Genomic DNA, 15130 nt, shown 5'->3' on the forward strand with positions numbered 1-15130 from the left:
GCTACGACGCCGGAATCACCGCCGACACCCGGAAACCCCCCGCCTCCGTCGGCCCCGACACGAACACCCCGCCCAACGCCATCACCCGCTCCCTCATCCCCACCAACCCGTTGCCCCCCGACGGGAACCCCGCCGACAACGCCGACACCTCCGGCGGCGGCCCGTTCTCCACCTGCATCGCGATCTCCCCCTCCCGATGCGCCAGGCGCACATGCGTCTTGGCACCCGCCGCGTGCTTGTGGACGTTCGTCAGAGCCTCCTGCACCACCCGGTACGCCGTCTGCTCGACCTCCGCCGCATACGCCCGCACCTCCCCCTCCACCAGCAGCTCCACGACCATCCCCGCGGCCGCCGACTGCCCCACCAGCTCATCGAGCTCGGACAGACACGGCCCCTCGCCCTCCTCCACCACCACCGCGGCGGCCACCCCCACCGCCACCACCGGCACCGACGCCGCCCGCTCTCCCGGACCGCCACTGCGCAGCACCCCGAGCATCTCCCGCAACTCGGTCAACGCCTGCCGCCCCATGTCACCCACGAGCGCCGCGTTCCGCACCGCCTTCTCCGGGTCCTTGCGCGCAACGGCCTGCAACGCCGCGGCGTGGACGACCATCAGACTCACACGATGCGCGACCACGTCGTGCATCTCCCGCGCGATCCGGGTCCGTTCCTCGCCGCGCGCCCACTCCGCCCGCTCCTCCGCCCGCTCCGCGAGCAGCTGCAACTCCCGCTCGAGGCTGTCCGCCCGCTCCCGCAGGCTCTCCATGAGCCGCCGCCGAGCACCGACGTACATCCCGAGCAGCAGCGGCGGGGCGGTGAGCCCCAGCGAGGTCGTGATGGCGGCGAACGGGATGAACCAGTCCCCGATGGTCAACCGGCCCTGGTCCATGCTCTGCCGCACCCGCACGAACGTCACGATCAACGTCCCCACCAGCTGCATCCCGGCGAGCGAGGCGATGATCCGGCGGGGCAGCTCCGAGGCGGCGAGGGTGTACAGCCCCACGATGCCCATCAGGTAGCCCATCTGGGCCGGGGTGATCGCGATCGACACCAGCACCACCGCGATGGGCCACTTCCGGCGCACCACCAGGACCGACCCCGCGAGCAGTCCGAACACCACCCCCACCGCCGACGGGATCCCCGCGTCCCGCGCGAACGGAACCCCCTCCACCGCGCACTCCACGGCGGACACGAGCCCAAGGCTCCAGTCGAACGCCGCGCTCCGCCATCTGGCCCACCACCACGGCCCTCCCAGGGCCGCCGTGTCCTCTTCCCCCGTCGTGGTCATGCCTCCAGCCTACGGGCGCGACCCCCGGCTTTTCCGGCGACTTTCCCCGACCGGCCGACACCACACTCCGTAACCGAACAGCATCGAAAACCACCGGTATCCCTCGAACTGCTGAACCACGCCCGTTCGAGGGCGGAACCGACGATTCCACCCCGGGTCACGCCAGGGCGGACGGGCGCCGCCGACCCCGGCGAAGGCGACCACGATTGCCCTGCGGCGACGGTGCCCCGGAGCACCGGCCAACACCGTCGCATCGAGGGCTGATGGTGCGGCATAGTAGGAGGCGCCACTCGACGGCCTGACGGATTGTCCGGTCGCGTCGTCATCATTCCCCCGTGGTGTAATTGGCAGCACCGTGGCTTTTGGTGCCATTTGTCCGGGTTCGAGTCCTGGCGGGGGAGCCATACCAGAATCGGGCCCTGACAGCACTGTCAGGGCCCGCTCTCATGTCCCCAAAGAAACGCCCCGGTATCCTTCGGATGTCCCACCCCACTCCACAGCCGAAGGGCAACTTCCGTGAGCGCCATTCGCCCGGCAGCCGTCGTCGTTCTCGCAGCGGGTGAGGGCACCCGTATGAAGTCCGCCATACCGAAGGTCCTGCACGAGATCAGCGGCCGCTCCCTCGTGGGTCATGTGCTGGCCGCGGCCCGTGAGTTGGACCCCGAGAACCTGGTCGTCGTCGTCGGACACGCACGGGAGAAGGTCACGGCGCATCTCGCCGAGGTCGACGCCGGTGTACGCACCGCCGTGCAGGAGGAGCAGAACGGCACCGGGCACGCCGTCCGCATGGGGCTCGAGCAGCTCGGTGACGGCGTCGACGGCACGGTGGTCGTCGTCTGCGGCGACACCCCGCTGCTCACCGGCGCGACCCTCGCGGAGCTCACCGCCACCCACCACGCGGACGGGAACGCCGTCACCGTGCTCACCGCCGAGGTGCCGGACGCGACCGGCTACGGGCGGATCGTCCGGGACGGCGCCTCCGGCACCGTCACGGCGATCGTCGAGCACAAGGACGCGAACGACGCGGTGCGCGCGATCCGTGAGATCAACTCCGGGGTCTTCGCGTTCGACGGGCCGCTGCTGGCCGACGCGCTGAAGAAGGTCCGCACGGACAACAGCCAGGGCGAGGAGTACCTGACCGACGTCCTCGGGATCCTGCGGGAGGCCGGTCACCGGGTCGGCGCGTCCGTCGCCGCCGATCACCGGGAGATCGCCGGCATCAACAACCGGGTACAGCTCAGCGAGGCCCGCCGCATCCTCAACGACCGGCTGCTGACCGCCGCGATGCTGTCCGGCGTGACCGTGGTCGACCCGGCGACGACCTGGATCGACGTCACCGTCACCTTCGAGCGGGACGCCGTCGTCCTCCCCGGTACGCAGCTGCACGGCAGCACGCACCTCGGTGAGGGCGCGGAGGTCGGCCCCAACAGCCGGCTCAAGGACACCCAGGTCGGCGCGGGAGCCCGGGTCGACAACACCGTGTCCGACGGCGCCCGCATCGGTCCGGACGCGTCCGTGGGGCCGTTCGCGTACCTCCGTCCCGGCACCCGTCTCGGGGCGAAGGGCAAGATCGGCACGTACGTGGAGACCAAGAACGCCGCCATCGGCGAGGGGACGAAGATCCCGCACCTGTCCTACGTCGGTGACGCGACGATCGGTGAGTACACCAACATCGGCGCGGCGAGCGTGTTCGTGAACTACGACGGACAGGACAAGCACCACACGACCGTCGGGTCGCACTGCCGTACGGGTTCGGACAACATGTTTGTGGCTCCTGTCACGGTCGGGGACGGCTCGTACACCGCCGCCGGGTCCGTGATCACGAAGGACGTGCCGCCCGGTTCGCTGGCCGTGGCCCGTGGTCAGCAGCGGAATATCGAGGGTTGGGTGGCCCGCAAGCGTCCGGGCAGCGCGGCGGCGAAGGCGGCCGAGACGGCCTCCCGCCAGGCGGAAAGCGAAAGCTGACCGGAAACAGGCACGTCGGACACGGCGTACCGTGATAAGTGCACACCCGCACCCCACCAGCTGAGACGGCCCCGTCGCGCCCAGCGGCGAGGTCTCTCGACACCCAGCTGAGACACCTCTGAGGAGACAGTGCTGTGACCGGGATCAAGACGACCGGCGAGAAGAAGATGATGTTCTTCTCCGGCCGCGCCCACCCCGAGCTTGCCGAGGAGGTCGCCCACCAGCTGGGTGTCGGGGTCGTCCCGACGAAGGCCTTCGATTTCGCCAACGGTGAGATCTACGTCCGCTACCAGGAGTCGGCGCGAGGTGCGGACTGCTTCCTGATCCAGAGCCACACGGCTCCGATCAACAAGTGGATCATGGAGCAGTTGATCATGATCGACGCGTTGAAGCGCGCGTCGGCCCGCTCGATCACCGTCATCGTGCCGTTCTACGGCTATGCCCGGCAGGACAAGAAGCACCGCGGACGTGAGCCGATCTCGGCCCGCCTGATCGCCGACATGATGAAGACGGCGGGCGCGCACCGGATCCTGACGGTGGATCTCCACACGGACCAGATCCAGGGCTTCTTCGACGGCCCGGTGGATCACCTCTTCGCGCTGCCGCTGCTCGCCGACTACGTGGGCAGCAAGGTGGACCGCGACAAGCTCACGGTCGTGTCCCCGGACGCGGGCCGGGTGCGGGTGGCCGACCGCTGGTGCGACCGGCTGGGCGCGCCGCTGGCGATCGTGCACAAGCGGCGCGACAAGGACGTGGCGAACCAGGTGACCGTCCACGAGGTCGTGGGCGAGGTCAAGGGCCGGGTCTGTGTGCTCGTCGACGACATGATCGACACGGGCGGCACGATCTGCGCCGCCGCGGACGCGCTGTTCGCGCACGGCGCCGAGGACGTCATCGTGACGGCGACGCACGGTGTGCTGTCGGGTCCGGCGGCCGACCGCCTCAAGAACTCCAAGGTCAGCGAGTTCATCTTCACCAACACCCTGCCGACGCCGGGTGAGCTCGAGGTGGACAAGATCACCGTGCTGTCGATCGCGCCGACGATCGCGAACGCGGTGCGCGAGGTGTTCGAGGACGGTTCGGTGACGAGCCTCTTCGACGAGCAGTGACGGTCCTCGTCTAGATCGATTTCCTGTACGGCCTTCCCGCTGCGTAAACTGCCACAGTTGCTCGGCGAGGGAGGCCGTACACGTCTGTGTACAGCTGTCCGTTATCGACGCGCTCTTCGTAGCAGGCCGATGGTTTGGCCGGGTGACCACCTTTCCCCAGTTCTACGAGGAGTGAACATGGCCGAGGTCAAGCTCGCAGCCGAGACCCGCACCGAGTTCGGCAAGGGCGCCGCCCGCCGTATCCGCCGTGACAGCAAGGTTCCCGCCGTGGTCTACGGCCACGGTGCCGACCCCGTGCACATCACGCTGCCGGGCCACGAGCTCCAGCTCGCGCTGCGCACCCCGAACGTCCTGCTCAGCCTCGAGATCGACGGCAAGACCCAGCTGGCCATCCCGAAGGCCGTGCAGCGTGACGCGATCAAGGGCTTCCTGGACCACGTCGACCTGCTCCTCGTGAAGCGTGGCGAGAAGGTCAACGTCGAGGTCTACGTCCACACCGAGGGCGAGCTGGCCCCGGGTGCCTACCTGCTCGAGCACGTGCTGAGCACGCTGAACGTCGAGGCCGAGGCCACCCACATCCCCGAGTCGGTCACCGTCTCCATCGCGGGCCTGGAGGCCGGCGCGGCCATCCTCGCCAAGGACATCCCGCTGCCCAAGGGCACCACGCTGGCCACCGACGAGGACGCGGTCGTCCTCCAGGTCCTGGCCGCCCAGGCGGAGGAGGCCCCGGCGGAGTCCGCCGAGGCCGAGGGTACCGAGGCCTGATTTCCCGGCACCTCATCCCGTCGGCCGCCGCTTCCTCCGGGGAGCGGCGGCCTGCGCGTATCAAGGAGACATGGACGTGACGACCGACGCCAATGCCCCCTGGCTGATCGTGGGTCTCGGCAATCCCGGCCCCGAGTACGCCATGAACCGGCACAACGTCGGTTTCATGGTGGCGGATCTGCTGGCCGAGCGGATCGGGGGAAGGTTCAAGCGGGCGGGCAAGGCGCAGGCCCAGGTCGTCGAGGGCCGGCTGGGTCCGCCCGGTACGGGGAGCCGGCGGGTGGTGCTGGCGAAGCCGATGTCGTTCATGAACGTGTCGGGCGGGCCGGTGAACGCGCTGCGGGACTTCTACAAGGTGCCGGTGGCGAACATCGTCGCGGTGCACGACGAGCTGGACATCGACTACGGCGTGCTGCGGCTGAAGCTCGGTGGTGGCGACAACGGGCACAACGGTCTGAAGTCGATGACGAAGGTGATGGGCCCGGACTACCACCGGGTGCGGTTCGGGATCGGGCGGCCGCCGGGGCGGATGCAGGTGGCGGACTTCGTGCTGAAGGACTTCTCCTCGGCCGAGCGCAAGGAGCTGGACTACTTCGTGGACCGTGCGGCGGACGCGGCGGCGGCTCTGGTGCTCGAGGGGCTGGAGCGGGCGCAAAGCACGTACAACTCCTGACTTGTCACCCGCCCAGGTTGACGGGCCGTTCAGGCATGGCCAATGATCCCGGCCATGCCTGCCACAGCAGCCTCGTCCCACCGCCGCCCGGGTCACTCCCGTAAGGGCTCGGCCAAGAGCTCGGCCAGAGGCGCGGTCCCGGCCAAGGGCTCGGGTTCCGGCTCCGGCTCCGGCTCGGCCAAGGGATCGGAATCGGCCAAGGGGTCTTCCGGGGGCGCGGCCAAGGGATCCAGGTCGGCCAGGAGTTCGGCTTCGGGGACCGCGTTGCGGTTCGGGCGGTTCGTGGCGATGGGTGCGGTCGCGGTGCTCATCCTGCTGGCGGGGGTGTGGGGTTCCTGGGGGTCCGCGCAGCACGTGATGCTGACGAAGGGCCGGGAGCAGGGCACGGTCGAGGTGACGCGGTGCGGTGACGACAGGTGTGTGGGGCCGTACACGCCACTGTCCGCCGGATCGACGGCACGCGCGCGCGTGGAGATCGAGAAGTCGGTCGCGGTGCGCAAGGGCGGGATCTACACCGTGGTGATCAAGCCGGGCAGCGACGAGGTGGTGCGGTCCGGTCCGGCCGGGGTCCTGTACGCGTGGGTGCCGCTGGGCGGAGCGCTGCTGCTGGCGTCGGTGGTGGTCGCGGGCGGTCTGGGGCGGGTGCGGGTGGGCTGGGCGCTGGCGGGGTCGGGCGTCGCGTTGCTGACGGCGGCGTTCCTCGCGGTGTGAGCGTGTGAGCGTGTGAGCGTGTGAGCGTGTGAGCGTGTGACAAGAGGGTGCCCCCGGGTTCGTACGAACCCGGGGGCACCCTCTTGTGCGGAGTGCGGGGGTCAGCCGGTGTTGCGCAGGCCCGCGGCGACGCCGTTGACGGTGAGGAGCAGGGCGCGGGCGAGGAGCGGGTCGGGCTCCGCTCCCGCGGCCGCGGCGTCACGCTGCCGCTTGAGCAGGGTGACCTGGAGGTAGGAGATCGGGTCGAGGTAGGCGTCGCGGATGGTGAACGTCTGCTTGAGCACGGGGGTGGCGTCGAGCAGTTCCGGTTCGCCGGTGATCTTCAGTACCTCGGCGACGGTCAGGGCGTGTTCGGCCTTGATGCGGTCGAAGACGTGCTTGAGGTCGTCGGGGACGAGGGTGTCGACGTAGTGCTGGGCGATGCGTAGATCGGTCTTCGCGAGGGTCATCTCGACGTTGGAGATGAAGTTCTGGAAGAAGTGCCACTGTTCGCGCATCTCGTCCAGGACGGTGTCGAGGCCGGCGTCGCGCAACGCCTTGAGCCCGGAGCCGACGCCGAACCAGCCGGGGACGATCTGGCGGGACTGGGTCCAGCCGAACACCCACGGGATGGCGCGCAGGCCGTCGAGTCCGGCACCGGAGTCGGGCCTGCGGGACGGGCGCGAGCCGAGGTGCAGGTCGGCGAGCTGGTCGACCGGGGTGGAGGCGAAGAAGTAGGGCGGGAGGTCGGGGTCCTCGACGAGGGCGCGGTAGGCGTCGTGGGCGGCGTCCGAGACGACGTCCATGGCGGCGTCCCAGCGGGCGAGGGCCTCGTCGGACTGGCGGGGCGCGGTGTGCAGGGCGGAGGCCTGCAGCGTCGCGGCGACCGTCAGTTCCAGGTTCTCCCTGGCCAGGGAGGGGATGAGGTACTTGTCGGAGATGACCTCGCCCTGTTCGGTGACCTTGATCTCGCCCTCCAGGGTGCCCCAGGGCTGGGCGAGGATGGCGTCGTGGGAGGGGCCGCCGCCGCGGCCGACGGTGCCGCCGCGGCCGTGGAACAGCCTCAGCCGGACGCCGTAGCGGTGGGCGACGTCACGCAGTCGGCGCTGGGCGCGGTGGATCTCCCACTGGCTGGTGGTGATGCCGCCGAACTTGGAGGAGTCCGAGTAGCCGAGCATGACCTCCTGGACGTCTCCGCGCAGCGCGACCAGGCGCCGGTAGGAGGGGTCGGAGAGCATGTCCTCGAGGATGGTGTCGGCGGCCTTCAGCTCGTCCGTGGTCTCCAGGAGCGGCACGATGCCGATCTTCGCCCAGCCGGCGTGCAGGTCGACGAGACCGGCCTCGCGGGCCAGGACAGCCGCCGCGAACACGTCGTCGGCGCCCTGGCACATGGAGATGATGTACGACTCGATGACCTCGGGCCCGAAGACGGCGAGGGCCCGCTTGACCGTCTGGAAGACACCGAGGGTCTTCTCGCCGGCGGCGTCGACGGGGGCCGGGCTGGGGGCGAGCGGCCGACGGGAGCGCAGTTCCTTGGCGAGGAGCTTCGTGCGGTACTCGCGGGGCATGTCGGCGTAGCGCCAGGACTCCTCGCCGAGGCGGTCGAAGAGCTGACCGAGGGCGTGGTGGTGGGCGTCGGCGTGCTCGCGGACGTCCATGGTGGCGAGCTGGAGGCCGAACGCGGCGAGGGTGCGGATGGTGCGGTTCATCCGGCCGTCGGCGAACAGCCCGCCGCGGTGCTCGCGCAGGGACGTCTGGATGAGGGTGAGGTCCGCGAGGAGCTCGCTGGTGCCGAGGTAGTCGCGCCCGGCCTCGTGCGGGATGCCCTTGGCGAGGCGCTGCTTGGTGTTCTCCAGCTTCTGCCGGATGCAGGTGGCCTTGAGGCGGTAGGGCTCTTCGGCGTTGAGGCGCTTGTAGCGGGGGCTGATCTCGGGCAGCCGTTCGAGGTCGCCCTTGAGCGACTCCAGGAGTTCCTCGGTGGCGCCGGTGTAGCGGATGGAGTTGGAGAGGAAGCCGCGGAGCTCGTCGATCATCTCCAGGGCGTCGTTGATGCCGTGTTCGTGCTGGAGGATGAGGACGTCCCAGGTCACCTGGGGGGTGACGTTGGGGTTGCCGTCGCGGTCGCCGCCGATCCAGGTGCCGAAGGTGAGCGGGCGGGTGTTCTCGGGGAGCTTGACGCCGACCCGCTCCAGTTCGGCGGTGAGGTCCTCCAGGACGTCGCCGACGGCGCCCGCGTGGAGTTCGTCGAGGTAGTAGATGGCGTTGCGGGCCTCGTCGGCGGGCTCGGGGCGTACGACCCGGAGCTCGTCGGTCTGCCAGACGAGGTCGATGTTCTCGGCCAGGCGGGTGTCGTAGCGGCGGCGGTCGGCCTCGATGACGGGGGTCTCGAGGAGCGCGGCGATGCGCCGGAGCTTGTTGAGTACCGACCGGCGCGCGGCTTCGGTGGGGTGCGCCGTGAACACGGGGCGAACGTTGAGGTGGCGGACCGTCTGCTGGACGTGTTCGGGGTCGACGTCCTTGAGGCGGTCGGCGGTGCGGGCGAGGAGGCCGCCCTCGGCGGCGCGGCGCTCGCGCAGTTCGCGGCCGCGGTGGACCTGTTCGGTGACGTTCGCGAGGTGGAAGTAGGTGGAGAAGGCGCGGACCAGCTTGGCCGCGGTCTCCAGTTCGATGCCACGCAGCAGTTCGGCGGCGGCTTCGCCGTCCTCGCGGGTCAGGCGGCGGACCTTCTCGACCAGGTCGAGGAGTTCCGGGCCCTCCTGCCGTACGAGGGTCTCGCCGAGCAGGTCACCCAGTCGGCGGATGTCGGCGCGCAGGTCGGTGCTGGTCGTTGTGGTGGCCTGGCCAAGGTCGTCGGCACTGCTCACAGGTGCGGCTCCTTGCAGTGTTGAAGCTCGTCCGGGGGGAACTCGGACTACGGCCCCGCGGCGGGCGTCGCATAGGGGCCGGACATCCGGGAAGAAAACAGAGCGGACCGCGCTGTCCGACTGTCTCCAAGGATAGGTGTCCATGGGGACGCGCAGGTTGGCGGGCTCTTGCCGCCGGGCAGGGCGCTGCCATACTTACGATGCCGTAGGTTACGGAACCGTAGGGAGCATGGCATCGGTTCGCTGTGTGACCTTCCGCGGTGTGCGGAACAACGGCATCTCCCTCAATCCAAGACCCCCCAGGGGACGCGCATGACCACAGGCAGCTCCAACGTGATCGATGACCCTTCGAAAGCGCCCGACGACACCCCCGCGCCCTCCGCCACGCTCGGTGGCGAGCAGAAGCGTTCGATCGAGCAGATCATGCTGCTGATCTTCATCGTCGTCCCGTTCCTGGCGGTGCTGGCGGCGGTGCCGCTGGCGTGGGGCTGGGGGGTGAGCTGGCTGGACCTCGGTCTGCTGGTCTTCATGTACTTCCTCGGCTGCCACGGCATCACGATCGGTTTCCACCGCTACTTCACGCACGGTTCCTTCAAGGCCAAGCGGCCGCTCAGGATCGCGTTGGCGGTCATGGGGTCGATGGCGGTGGAGGGCCCGCTCGTGCGCTGGGTGGCCGATCACCGCAAGCACCACAAGTTCTCCGACGCGGACGGCGACCCGCATTCGCCGTGGCGGTTCGGCGAGACGCTCCCGGCCCTGATGAAGGGCCTGTGGTGGGCACACATCGCATGGATGTTCGACGAGGAGCAGACCTCGCAGGAGAAGTACGCGCCGGATCTGATCAAGGACCCGGCGATCCGCGCGGTGTCCCGGCAGTTCGTCTACTGGACGATCCTGTCGCTGGCGCTGCCGCCGCTGGTGGGCGGGCTGGTGACGATGTCCTGGTGGGGCGCGTTCACGGCGTTCTTCTGGGGCTCGCTGGTGCGGGTGGCCATGCTGCACCACGTGACGTGGTCGATCAACTCGATCTGCCACGCGGTGGGCAAGCGCCCCTTCAAGTCGCGGGACCGCTCCGGCAACGTCTGGTGGCTGGCGATCCTGTCCTGCGGCGAGTCCTGGCACAACCTGCACCACGCGGACCCGACCTCGGCGCGGCACGGCGTGATGCGCGGCCAGCTGGACTCCTCGGCCCGGTTCATCCGCTGGTTCGAGATGCTCGGGTGGGCCTACGACGTGCGCTGGCCGTCACGCTCGCGTATCGATTCACGCCGTAACACCGGTGAGGACGGCTCCCGACGGGGGAAGGCCACCGCCGAGGCGGCATGATTGACGGCGTGGCGACCGATCCCAGCAGCACCCCCAGTAACGAAGCCAAGCCGCGGCGCGCCCGGCGCACCCGTATGACGGGTGCGGAGAGGCGGCAGCAGCTGCTCGAGATCGGTCGCACCCTGTTCGCGGCGAAGGGTTTCGAGGGCACCTCGGTGGAGGAGATCGCGGCGAAGGCCGGGGTCTCCAAGCCGGTGGTGTACGAGCACTTCGGCGGCAAGGAGGGGCTCTACGCGGTCGTGGTGGACCGGGAGATGCGCCGGCTGCTGGACATGGTCACGTCGTCGCTGACGGCGGGCCACCCCCGTGAGCTCCTCGAACAGGCGGCGTTCGCGCTCCTCGACTACATCGAGGAGTACACGGACGGCTTCCGGATCCTGGTCCGGGACTCCCCCATCCCGCAGTCGACCGGGTCGTTCGCGTCCCTGATCTCCGACATCGCCACCCAGGTGGAGGACATCCTGGGCCGCGAGTTCAAGAGCCGCGGCTTCGACCCGAAGCTGGCCCCGCTGTACGCCCAGGCCCTGGTCGGCATGGTCGCCCTGACCGGCCAGTGGTGGCTGGACGTACGCCGCCCGAAGAAGGCGGAGGTGGCGGCCCACCTGGTGAACCTGTCCTGGCACGGGCTGGACGGGCTCGAGGCGAAGCCGCACCTGATAGGACGCCGAAAGGCCTGACGCGACGCCGTACGCACGTACGAACGGCGCGCCGTCCACGCATACGGACGGGTCGCCGTCCACAGAAGAACGCGGCACCACATACGAACGCGGCACCACATGCGGGCGGGGCCCCGACCACGAAGGTCGGGGCCCCGCCCGCATGTGTGCCGTCGGCGCCCGCGGGCGCGTCAGTGCCTCACGACGTCCTCAGTGCTTGAAGACGTCCTTGGTCTTCTCCTTGGCCTGACGGGCGTCGCCCTTCGCCTGCTCGGCGCGGCCCTCGGCCTCCATCCGCTCGTTGCCCACGGTGCGGCCGATCGTTTCCTTCGCCTTGCCCTTGGCCTGTTCCATCTTCGCCTTGGACTTCTGCTCGCCTGCCACTGTCCATCACTCCCAGTCAGGTCTGCGTGTGGTCTCAGTACTGCGAGTGACCCGTCCCGCGCCCCTCAAACCCCGCTGACGGGCTCCAGGAACTCCAGCCGGTTGCCGACGGGGTCCAGGGCGTAGAAGCGGCGGTGTCCCGGCAGGTCCGTGTCCCAGGTGACCGGTGTGCCCTCGGCCTCCAGCCGGGCGGCGTACGCCTCGATGCCGGTGACCCGCAGCCCGGGGTGGGCCTTCGCGGACGGTCGGAAGCCCGGCTCGATCCCCAGGTGCAGGTGCACGGCTCCCGCCCGGAACCAGCATCCTCCCTTCGCCGCAAGCACCGGCGGCTTGGGGACCTCGGTCATCCCGAGGGTGCCGATGCAGAAGCGGCGCAGCAGGTCCTCGGAGCCGGGCGGGGCGGCGAGCTGCACGTGATCGACGGCGGTCAGCACGTCAGGCCCCCTTCACGGCCACCGCGAACAGGCGGCGGAACGGCAGCACGGTGCCGTACTCCGCGCTCGGGTAGGCCTCGCGGAGCAGGTCGCGGTAGTCGGTGACGAAGGCGTCGCGGGCCTCGGGGTCGTCGGCGAGGGCGTCGAGGGCGGGGCGCAGGCCGGTGCCCTTGACCCAGTCGAGGACGGGGTCGTCGCCCTGGAGCACATGGAGGTAGGTGGTCGTCCAGACATCGGTGGCGCAGCCGAGGCGGGCCAACCGGTCGAGGTAGACGCCGGGGGCGTGGACGGAGTCCTCGTGCCGCAGGACATGGCCGAGGCGGCCCTTCCAGCGGACGCTGTTGCCGAGCTCGCGCATGAGGGCGTGCAGGGGCGCGTCGATGTTGTGGGGGACCTGGAAGGCGAAGGTGCCGCCGGGGGCGAGGCCGTCCAGCCAGCCGGCGAAGGCGTCGAGGTGGCCGGGCACCCACTGGAGGGCGGCGTTCGAGACGAGCAGGTCGTACGTCTCCTCCGGCGTCCAGGTGGCGAGGTCGGCATGGGCGAAGTCGAGGCGCGCGCCCGCGTGCGCCGCCGCGTCGGCGAGCATCTGCGGCGAGTTGTCGTAGCCGGTGACGCGGGCGGTGGTCCAGCGGTCGGCGAGGACGGCGGTGAGGTTGCCGGGGCCGCAGCCGAGGTCGGCGATCCGCGGCGGGTCGCCGGGCAGGCCGGGGACGCGGGCGAGGAGGTCGCCGAAGGGGCGGGCGCGGTGGCCGGCGTGACGCAGGTACTGGGCGGGGTCCCAGCTGGGGTTGGTCGTCATGCCCGGTACTTTCCCCTCCCATTTATCTTGATGTCAAGAGACTCGACATCAAGAGACTTCACGTCGACACAACCACTACACTGATCGTCATGGAGGACGAGGTCGATCGGCTGGTCGCAGCGTGGCGCCGGGAGCGCCCGGACCTCGACGTGGAGCCGCTGGAAGTACTCAGCCGGGTGAGCAGACTGGCCCGGCACCTGGACCGCGCACGCCGTCTGGCGTTCTCCGAGCACCAGCTGGAGCCCTGGGAGTTCGACGTCCTGACGGCGCTCCGGCGCGCGGGGGCGCCCTACCAGCTCTCGCCGGGCCAGCTGCTGACGCAGACGCTGGTGACCTCGGGCACGATGACGAACCGTATCGACCGGCTCGCGAAGAAGGGCCTGGTGGAGCGGCTGCCGGACCCGAGCGACCGCCGGGGTGTGCTCGTCCGCCTCACGGACGACGGCAAGGACCGCGCCGACCAGGCACTCGCCGGACTGCTCGACCAGGAACGAGCGATCCTGGCCGAGCTCTCGAACGCCCAGCGCGGCGAACTGGCGGGCCTGCTGCGCCAGCTGACCGCCCCGTTCGACAACATCCCCGGCTGAGGGCCTGCCGGGCCGATCAGGCCCGAGACGCGGGGTCCGGCACGCTCACCCGTTCCGATCAGGCGCTGTGGGTTTCCTCCGGCCTGATCTGTCCGGCAGCCCCCAGGTCGGCAGGTCCCACGCCCGCCCGGCGTGCGAGGGCGACCGCGGCGAGGGTGGAGTGCACGCCCAGCTTGCCGAGGACGTTCTGCATATGGGTGCGGACGGTGTGCGGGGAGAGGAACAGCCGGTCGGCGACCGCCTTCCTGCCCAGTCCCGCGACCATGCAGCGCAGCACTTCCCGCTCCCTCGGCGTGAGCGACTCGACCAGCCGTTCGCTCTCGGTGCGGTGCTTGCGGGCGGCCGTCAACTCCCGCAGGACGCCGGTGAGCAGGGCGGGCGGGAGGTGGGTCTCCTCGCGCAGCACGCCTCTGATGACGGTGAGCAGACGGGACAGCGAGCAGTCCTTCGCCACCCAGCCGGACGCCCCGGCCTGGAGGGCGAGGGCCGCGCGGCGCGGCTCGTCCTTCTCGGCGAGGACGACGATGCGGACATGGGGCTGCGCGGCACGGACCCCCACGACCAGCGATATCCCGTCGACGAGCCCGTCCTCCCCCACCTCCTGCACGGGCACGGCGGGCCGTATGCCCGGCAGCGCGGCGCCCAGGTCGGCGTCGACGAGCAGCACGTCGTACCGGCGCCCCTCGGCGGCCGCGCGCTCCAGACTGCGCAGTGCCGCCGGGCCGCTGCCGGCCGCGGACACGTCGACGTCGGGCTCGGCGGCCAGTGCCGCGGCGAGTGACTCGGCGAAGATGCGGTGGTCGTCGACGACCAGTACACGAATGCGAACCACGAAACCCCCTCCCCCAAGCTCCTTGACAGAGCAGGGGATACCCCAAGGTCCGGAGACGGAGAACGACGACCGCGCGGACACGACGCCCGGAGGGGATGCCACTGCCGCAACGGCCGCCGCCGTGCAGAGACTGCTACCCCCACCGCGGGCGCCGTACCCGACTGTCTCGCCCCCTGATCAGCACCGGCCCCCACCGGCACTGTTCACAGGGTAGGGCCGCGGGCGTAGAGCGGAAGGCAAATTGCAGGATTGGTTCGGCCACCGCGCTTATGGTGTGCCGCATGTTTCGTCTTGAGACAGAAGTCGACAGGACTCGCCGCGATCTTCTCCGTTCGCGGCTGCTCGCCACCAACACCGAGGCCTCCCCGGTCCTGCGCGCACTGCGCGGCACCCCCGCGGAACGCGAATCGGCGCTGCACGTCTGGGCCTCGGACCCGGGCGGCGATCTGGCCGGCGGTCTGGTGGGCCACACCTGGACGACCTGGCTGCACGTCACCTACCTCTGGGTGGACGCCCGGCACCGGGGCACGGGCCTGGGCAGCGCCCTCCTCGCCGAAGCGGAGCGCATCGCCCGCGAGCAGCGCGGCTGCGACCGCGTACGCCTGGAGACCTGGGACTTCCAGGCCCCGGAGTTCTACCGGCGCCGAGGCTACGAGGTGGTCTGCGTGATCGAGGACTACCCCCCGGGCCTGACGGAGTTCACCCTGACGAAGAGACTGGGGTAGCCCCTCCAACCCGTCCGGCCCCTCCAGCCCTCC

Annotated in this window: 15 protein-coding genes and 1 tRNA gene; 10 read left to right on the plus strand and 6 right to left on the minus strand. The window is 70.2% G+C overall.

Translation table 11 applies throughout. The features are described 5' to 3' along the window. Window position 1 precedes the first annotated feature (1 nt). Window positions 2-1288, minus strand: a complete 1287-nt coding sequence (locus OG736_RS18860) for a sensor histidine kinase (protein WP_327183487.1) — start codon at window positions 1286-1288, stop codon at window positions 2-4. Between the two features lie 329 nt (window positions 1289-1617). Here OG736_RS18860 and OG736_RS18865 point away from each other — a divergent pair. From OG736_RS18865 to OG736_RS18890, 6 genes are all read left to right on the plus strand, one after another. Further along, window positions 1618-1692 (plus strand) — tRNA-Gln (locus OG736_RS18865). 112 nt (window positions 1693-1804) lie between these two features. Then, window positions 1805-3253, plus strand: coding sequence for a bifunctional UDP-N-acetylglucosamine diphosphorylase/glucosamine-1-phosphate N-acetyltransferase GlmU (gene glmU, locus OG736_RS18870; RefSeq protein WP_327183488.1), 1449 nt, complete (start codon window positions 1805-1807; stop codon window positions 3251-3253). A 134-nt stretch (window positions 3254-3387) separates the two neighbouring features. Further along, on the plus strand, window positions 3388-4362 hold the full coding sequence (locus tag OG736_RS18875) for a ribose-phosphate diphosphokinase (protein ID WP_020128448.1): 975 nt from the start codon (window positions 3388-3390) through the stop codon (window positions 4360-4362). 177 nt (window positions 4363-4539) lie between these two features. Next, window positions 4540-5127 (plus strand): 50S ribosomal protein L25/general stress protein Ctc, encoded by a 588-nt coding sequence (locus OG736_RS18880; RefSeq protein WP_054244131.1) that lies wholly within the window; start codon window positions 4540-4542, stop codon window positions 5125-5127. Window positions 5128-5197: 70 nt separating this feature from the next. Next, window positions 5198-5800: an aminoacyl-tRNA hydrolase gene (gene pth / locus OG736_RS18885; RefSeq protein ID WP_054244130.1), complete on the plus strand. Its 603-nt coding sequence runs from the start codon at window positions 5198-5200 to the stop codon at window positions 5798-5800. 264 nt (window positions 5801-6064) lie between these two features. Next, a complete protein-coding gene (locus OG736_RS18890; protein ID WP_442817181.1) occupies window positions 6065-6511 on the plus strand; it encodes a hypothetical protein in 447 nt (148 codons plus the stop codon). Window positions 6512-6612: 101 nt separating this feature from the next. On the opposite strand, the gene ppc is transcribed toward OG736_RS18890, so the two are convergent. Continuing rightward, on the minus strand, window positions 6613-9354 hold the full coding sequence (gene ppc / locus OG736_RS18895) for a phosphoenolpyruvate carboxylase (RefSeq protein WP_327183489.1): 2742 nt from the start codon (window positions 9352-9354) through the stop codon (window positions 6613-6615). Between the two features lie 312 nt (window positions 9355-9666). Between ppc and OG736_RS18900 the strand changes: the two genes are divergently transcribed. Then, window positions 9667-10680, plus strand: a complete 1014-nt coding sequence (locus OG736_RS18900; protein WP_327183490.1) for an acyl-CoA desaturase — start codon at window positions 9667-9669, stop codon at window positions 10678-10680. After that, window positions 10677-11357, plus strand: a complete 681-nt coding sequence (locus OG736_RS18905) for a TetR/AcrR family transcriptional regulator (protein WP_062645257.1) — start codon at window positions 10677-10679, stop codon at window positions 11355-11357. The genes OG736_RS18900 and OG736_RS18905 overlap by 4 nt, the downstream gene beginning before the upstream one ends. A 189-nt stretch (window positions 11358-11546) precedes the next feature. On the opposite strand, the gene OG736_RS18910 is transcribed toward OG736_RS18905, so the two are convergent. The 3 genes from OG736_RS18910 to OG736_RS18920 form a co-directional block, all read right to left on the minus strand. Continuing rightward, window positions 11547-11720, minus strand: a complete 174-nt coding sequence (locus OG736_RS18910) for a CsbD family protein (protein WP_020128441.1) — start codon at window positions 11718-11720, stop codon at window positions 11547-11549. Window positions 11721-11785: 65 nt separating this feature from the next. Further along, window positions 11786-12154: a VOC family protein gene (locus OG736_RS18915; RefSeq protein ID WP_327183491.1), complete on the minus strand. Its 369-nt coding sequence runs from the start codon at window positions 12152-12154 to the stop codon at window positions 11786-11788. Between the two features lies 1 nt (window position 12155). Beyond that, entirely contained in the window at window positions 12156-12953 is a 798-nt protein-coding gene (locus OG736_RS18920; protein ID WP_327183492.1) for a trans-aconitate 2-methyltransferase, read from the minus strand. 89 nt (window positions 12954-13042) lie between these two features. On the opposite strand from OG736_RS18920, the gene OG736_RS18925 reads away from it, so the two are divergent. Then, window positions 13043-13540, plus strand: a complete 498-nt coding sequence (locus OG736_RS18925; RefSeq protein WP_020128438.1) for a MarR family winged helix-turn-helix transcriptional regulator — start codon at window positions 13043-13045, stop codon at window positions 13538-13540. 58 nt (window positions 13541-13598) lie between these two features. Here the strand turns inward: OG736_RS18925 and OG736_RS18930 are convergent, their stop codons facing one another. Then, window positions 13599-14372 carry a LuxR C-terminal-related transcriptional regulator gene (locus tag OG736_RS18930; protein ID WP_327183493.1) on the minus strand — a complete coding sequence of 258 codons (774 nt, stop codon included), beginning with the start codon at window positions 14370-14372 and terminating at the stop codon, window positions 13599-13601. Window positions 14373-14641: 269 nt separating this feature from the next. Between OG736_RS18930 and OG736_RS18935 the strand changes: the two genes are divergently transcribed. Next, a complete protein-coding gene (locus tag OG736_RS18935; protein ID WP_327183494.1) occupies window positions 14642-15097 on the plus strand; it encodes a GNAT family N-acetyltransferase in 456 nt (151 codons plus the stop codon). Window positions 15098-15130 lie beyond the last annotated feature (33 nt).

The sequence above is a fragment of the Streptomyces sp. NBC_01334 genome, assembly GCF_035983595.1.
GTDB classification, from domain to species: Bacteria; Actinomycetota; Actinomycetes; order Streptomycetales; family Streptomycetaceae; genus Streptomyces; species Streptomyces coriariae.

Bases quoted from the DNA above. Each gene is read 5' to 3' on its own strand.
- OG736_RS18860 (WP_327183487.1), bottom strand. From the start codon at position 1,288: ATGACCACGACGGGGGAAGAGGACACGGCGGCCCTGGGAGGGCCGTGG.
- OG736_RS18925 (WP_020128438.1), top strand. From the start codon at position 13,043: ATGGAGGACGAGGTCGATCGGCTGGTCGCAGCGTGGCGCCGGGAGCGC.
- OG736_RS18920 (WP_327183492.1), bottom strand. From the start codon at position 12,953: ATGACGACCAACCCCAGCTGGGACCCCGCCCAGTACCTGCGTCACGCC.
- OG736_RS18900 (WP_327183490.1), top strand. From the start codon at position 9,667: ATGACCACAGGCAGCTCCAACGTGATCGATGACCCTTCGAAAGCGCCC.
- OG736_RS18935 (WP_327183494.1), top strand. From the start codon at position 14,642: ATGGTGTGCCGCATGTTTCGTCTTGAGACAGAAGTCGACAGGACTCGC.
- OG736_RS18905 (WP_062645257.1), top strand. From the start codon at position 10,677: ATGATTGACGGCGTGGCGACCGATCCCAGCAGCACCCCCAGTAACGAA.
- OG736_RS18880 (WP_054244131.1), top strand. From the start codon at position 4,540: ATGGCCGAGGTCAAGCTCGCAGCCGAGACCCGCACCGAGTTCGGCAAG.
- pth (WP_054244130.1), top strand. From the start codon at position 5,198: ATGGACGTGACGACCGACGCCAATGCCCCCTGGCTGATCGTGGGTCTC.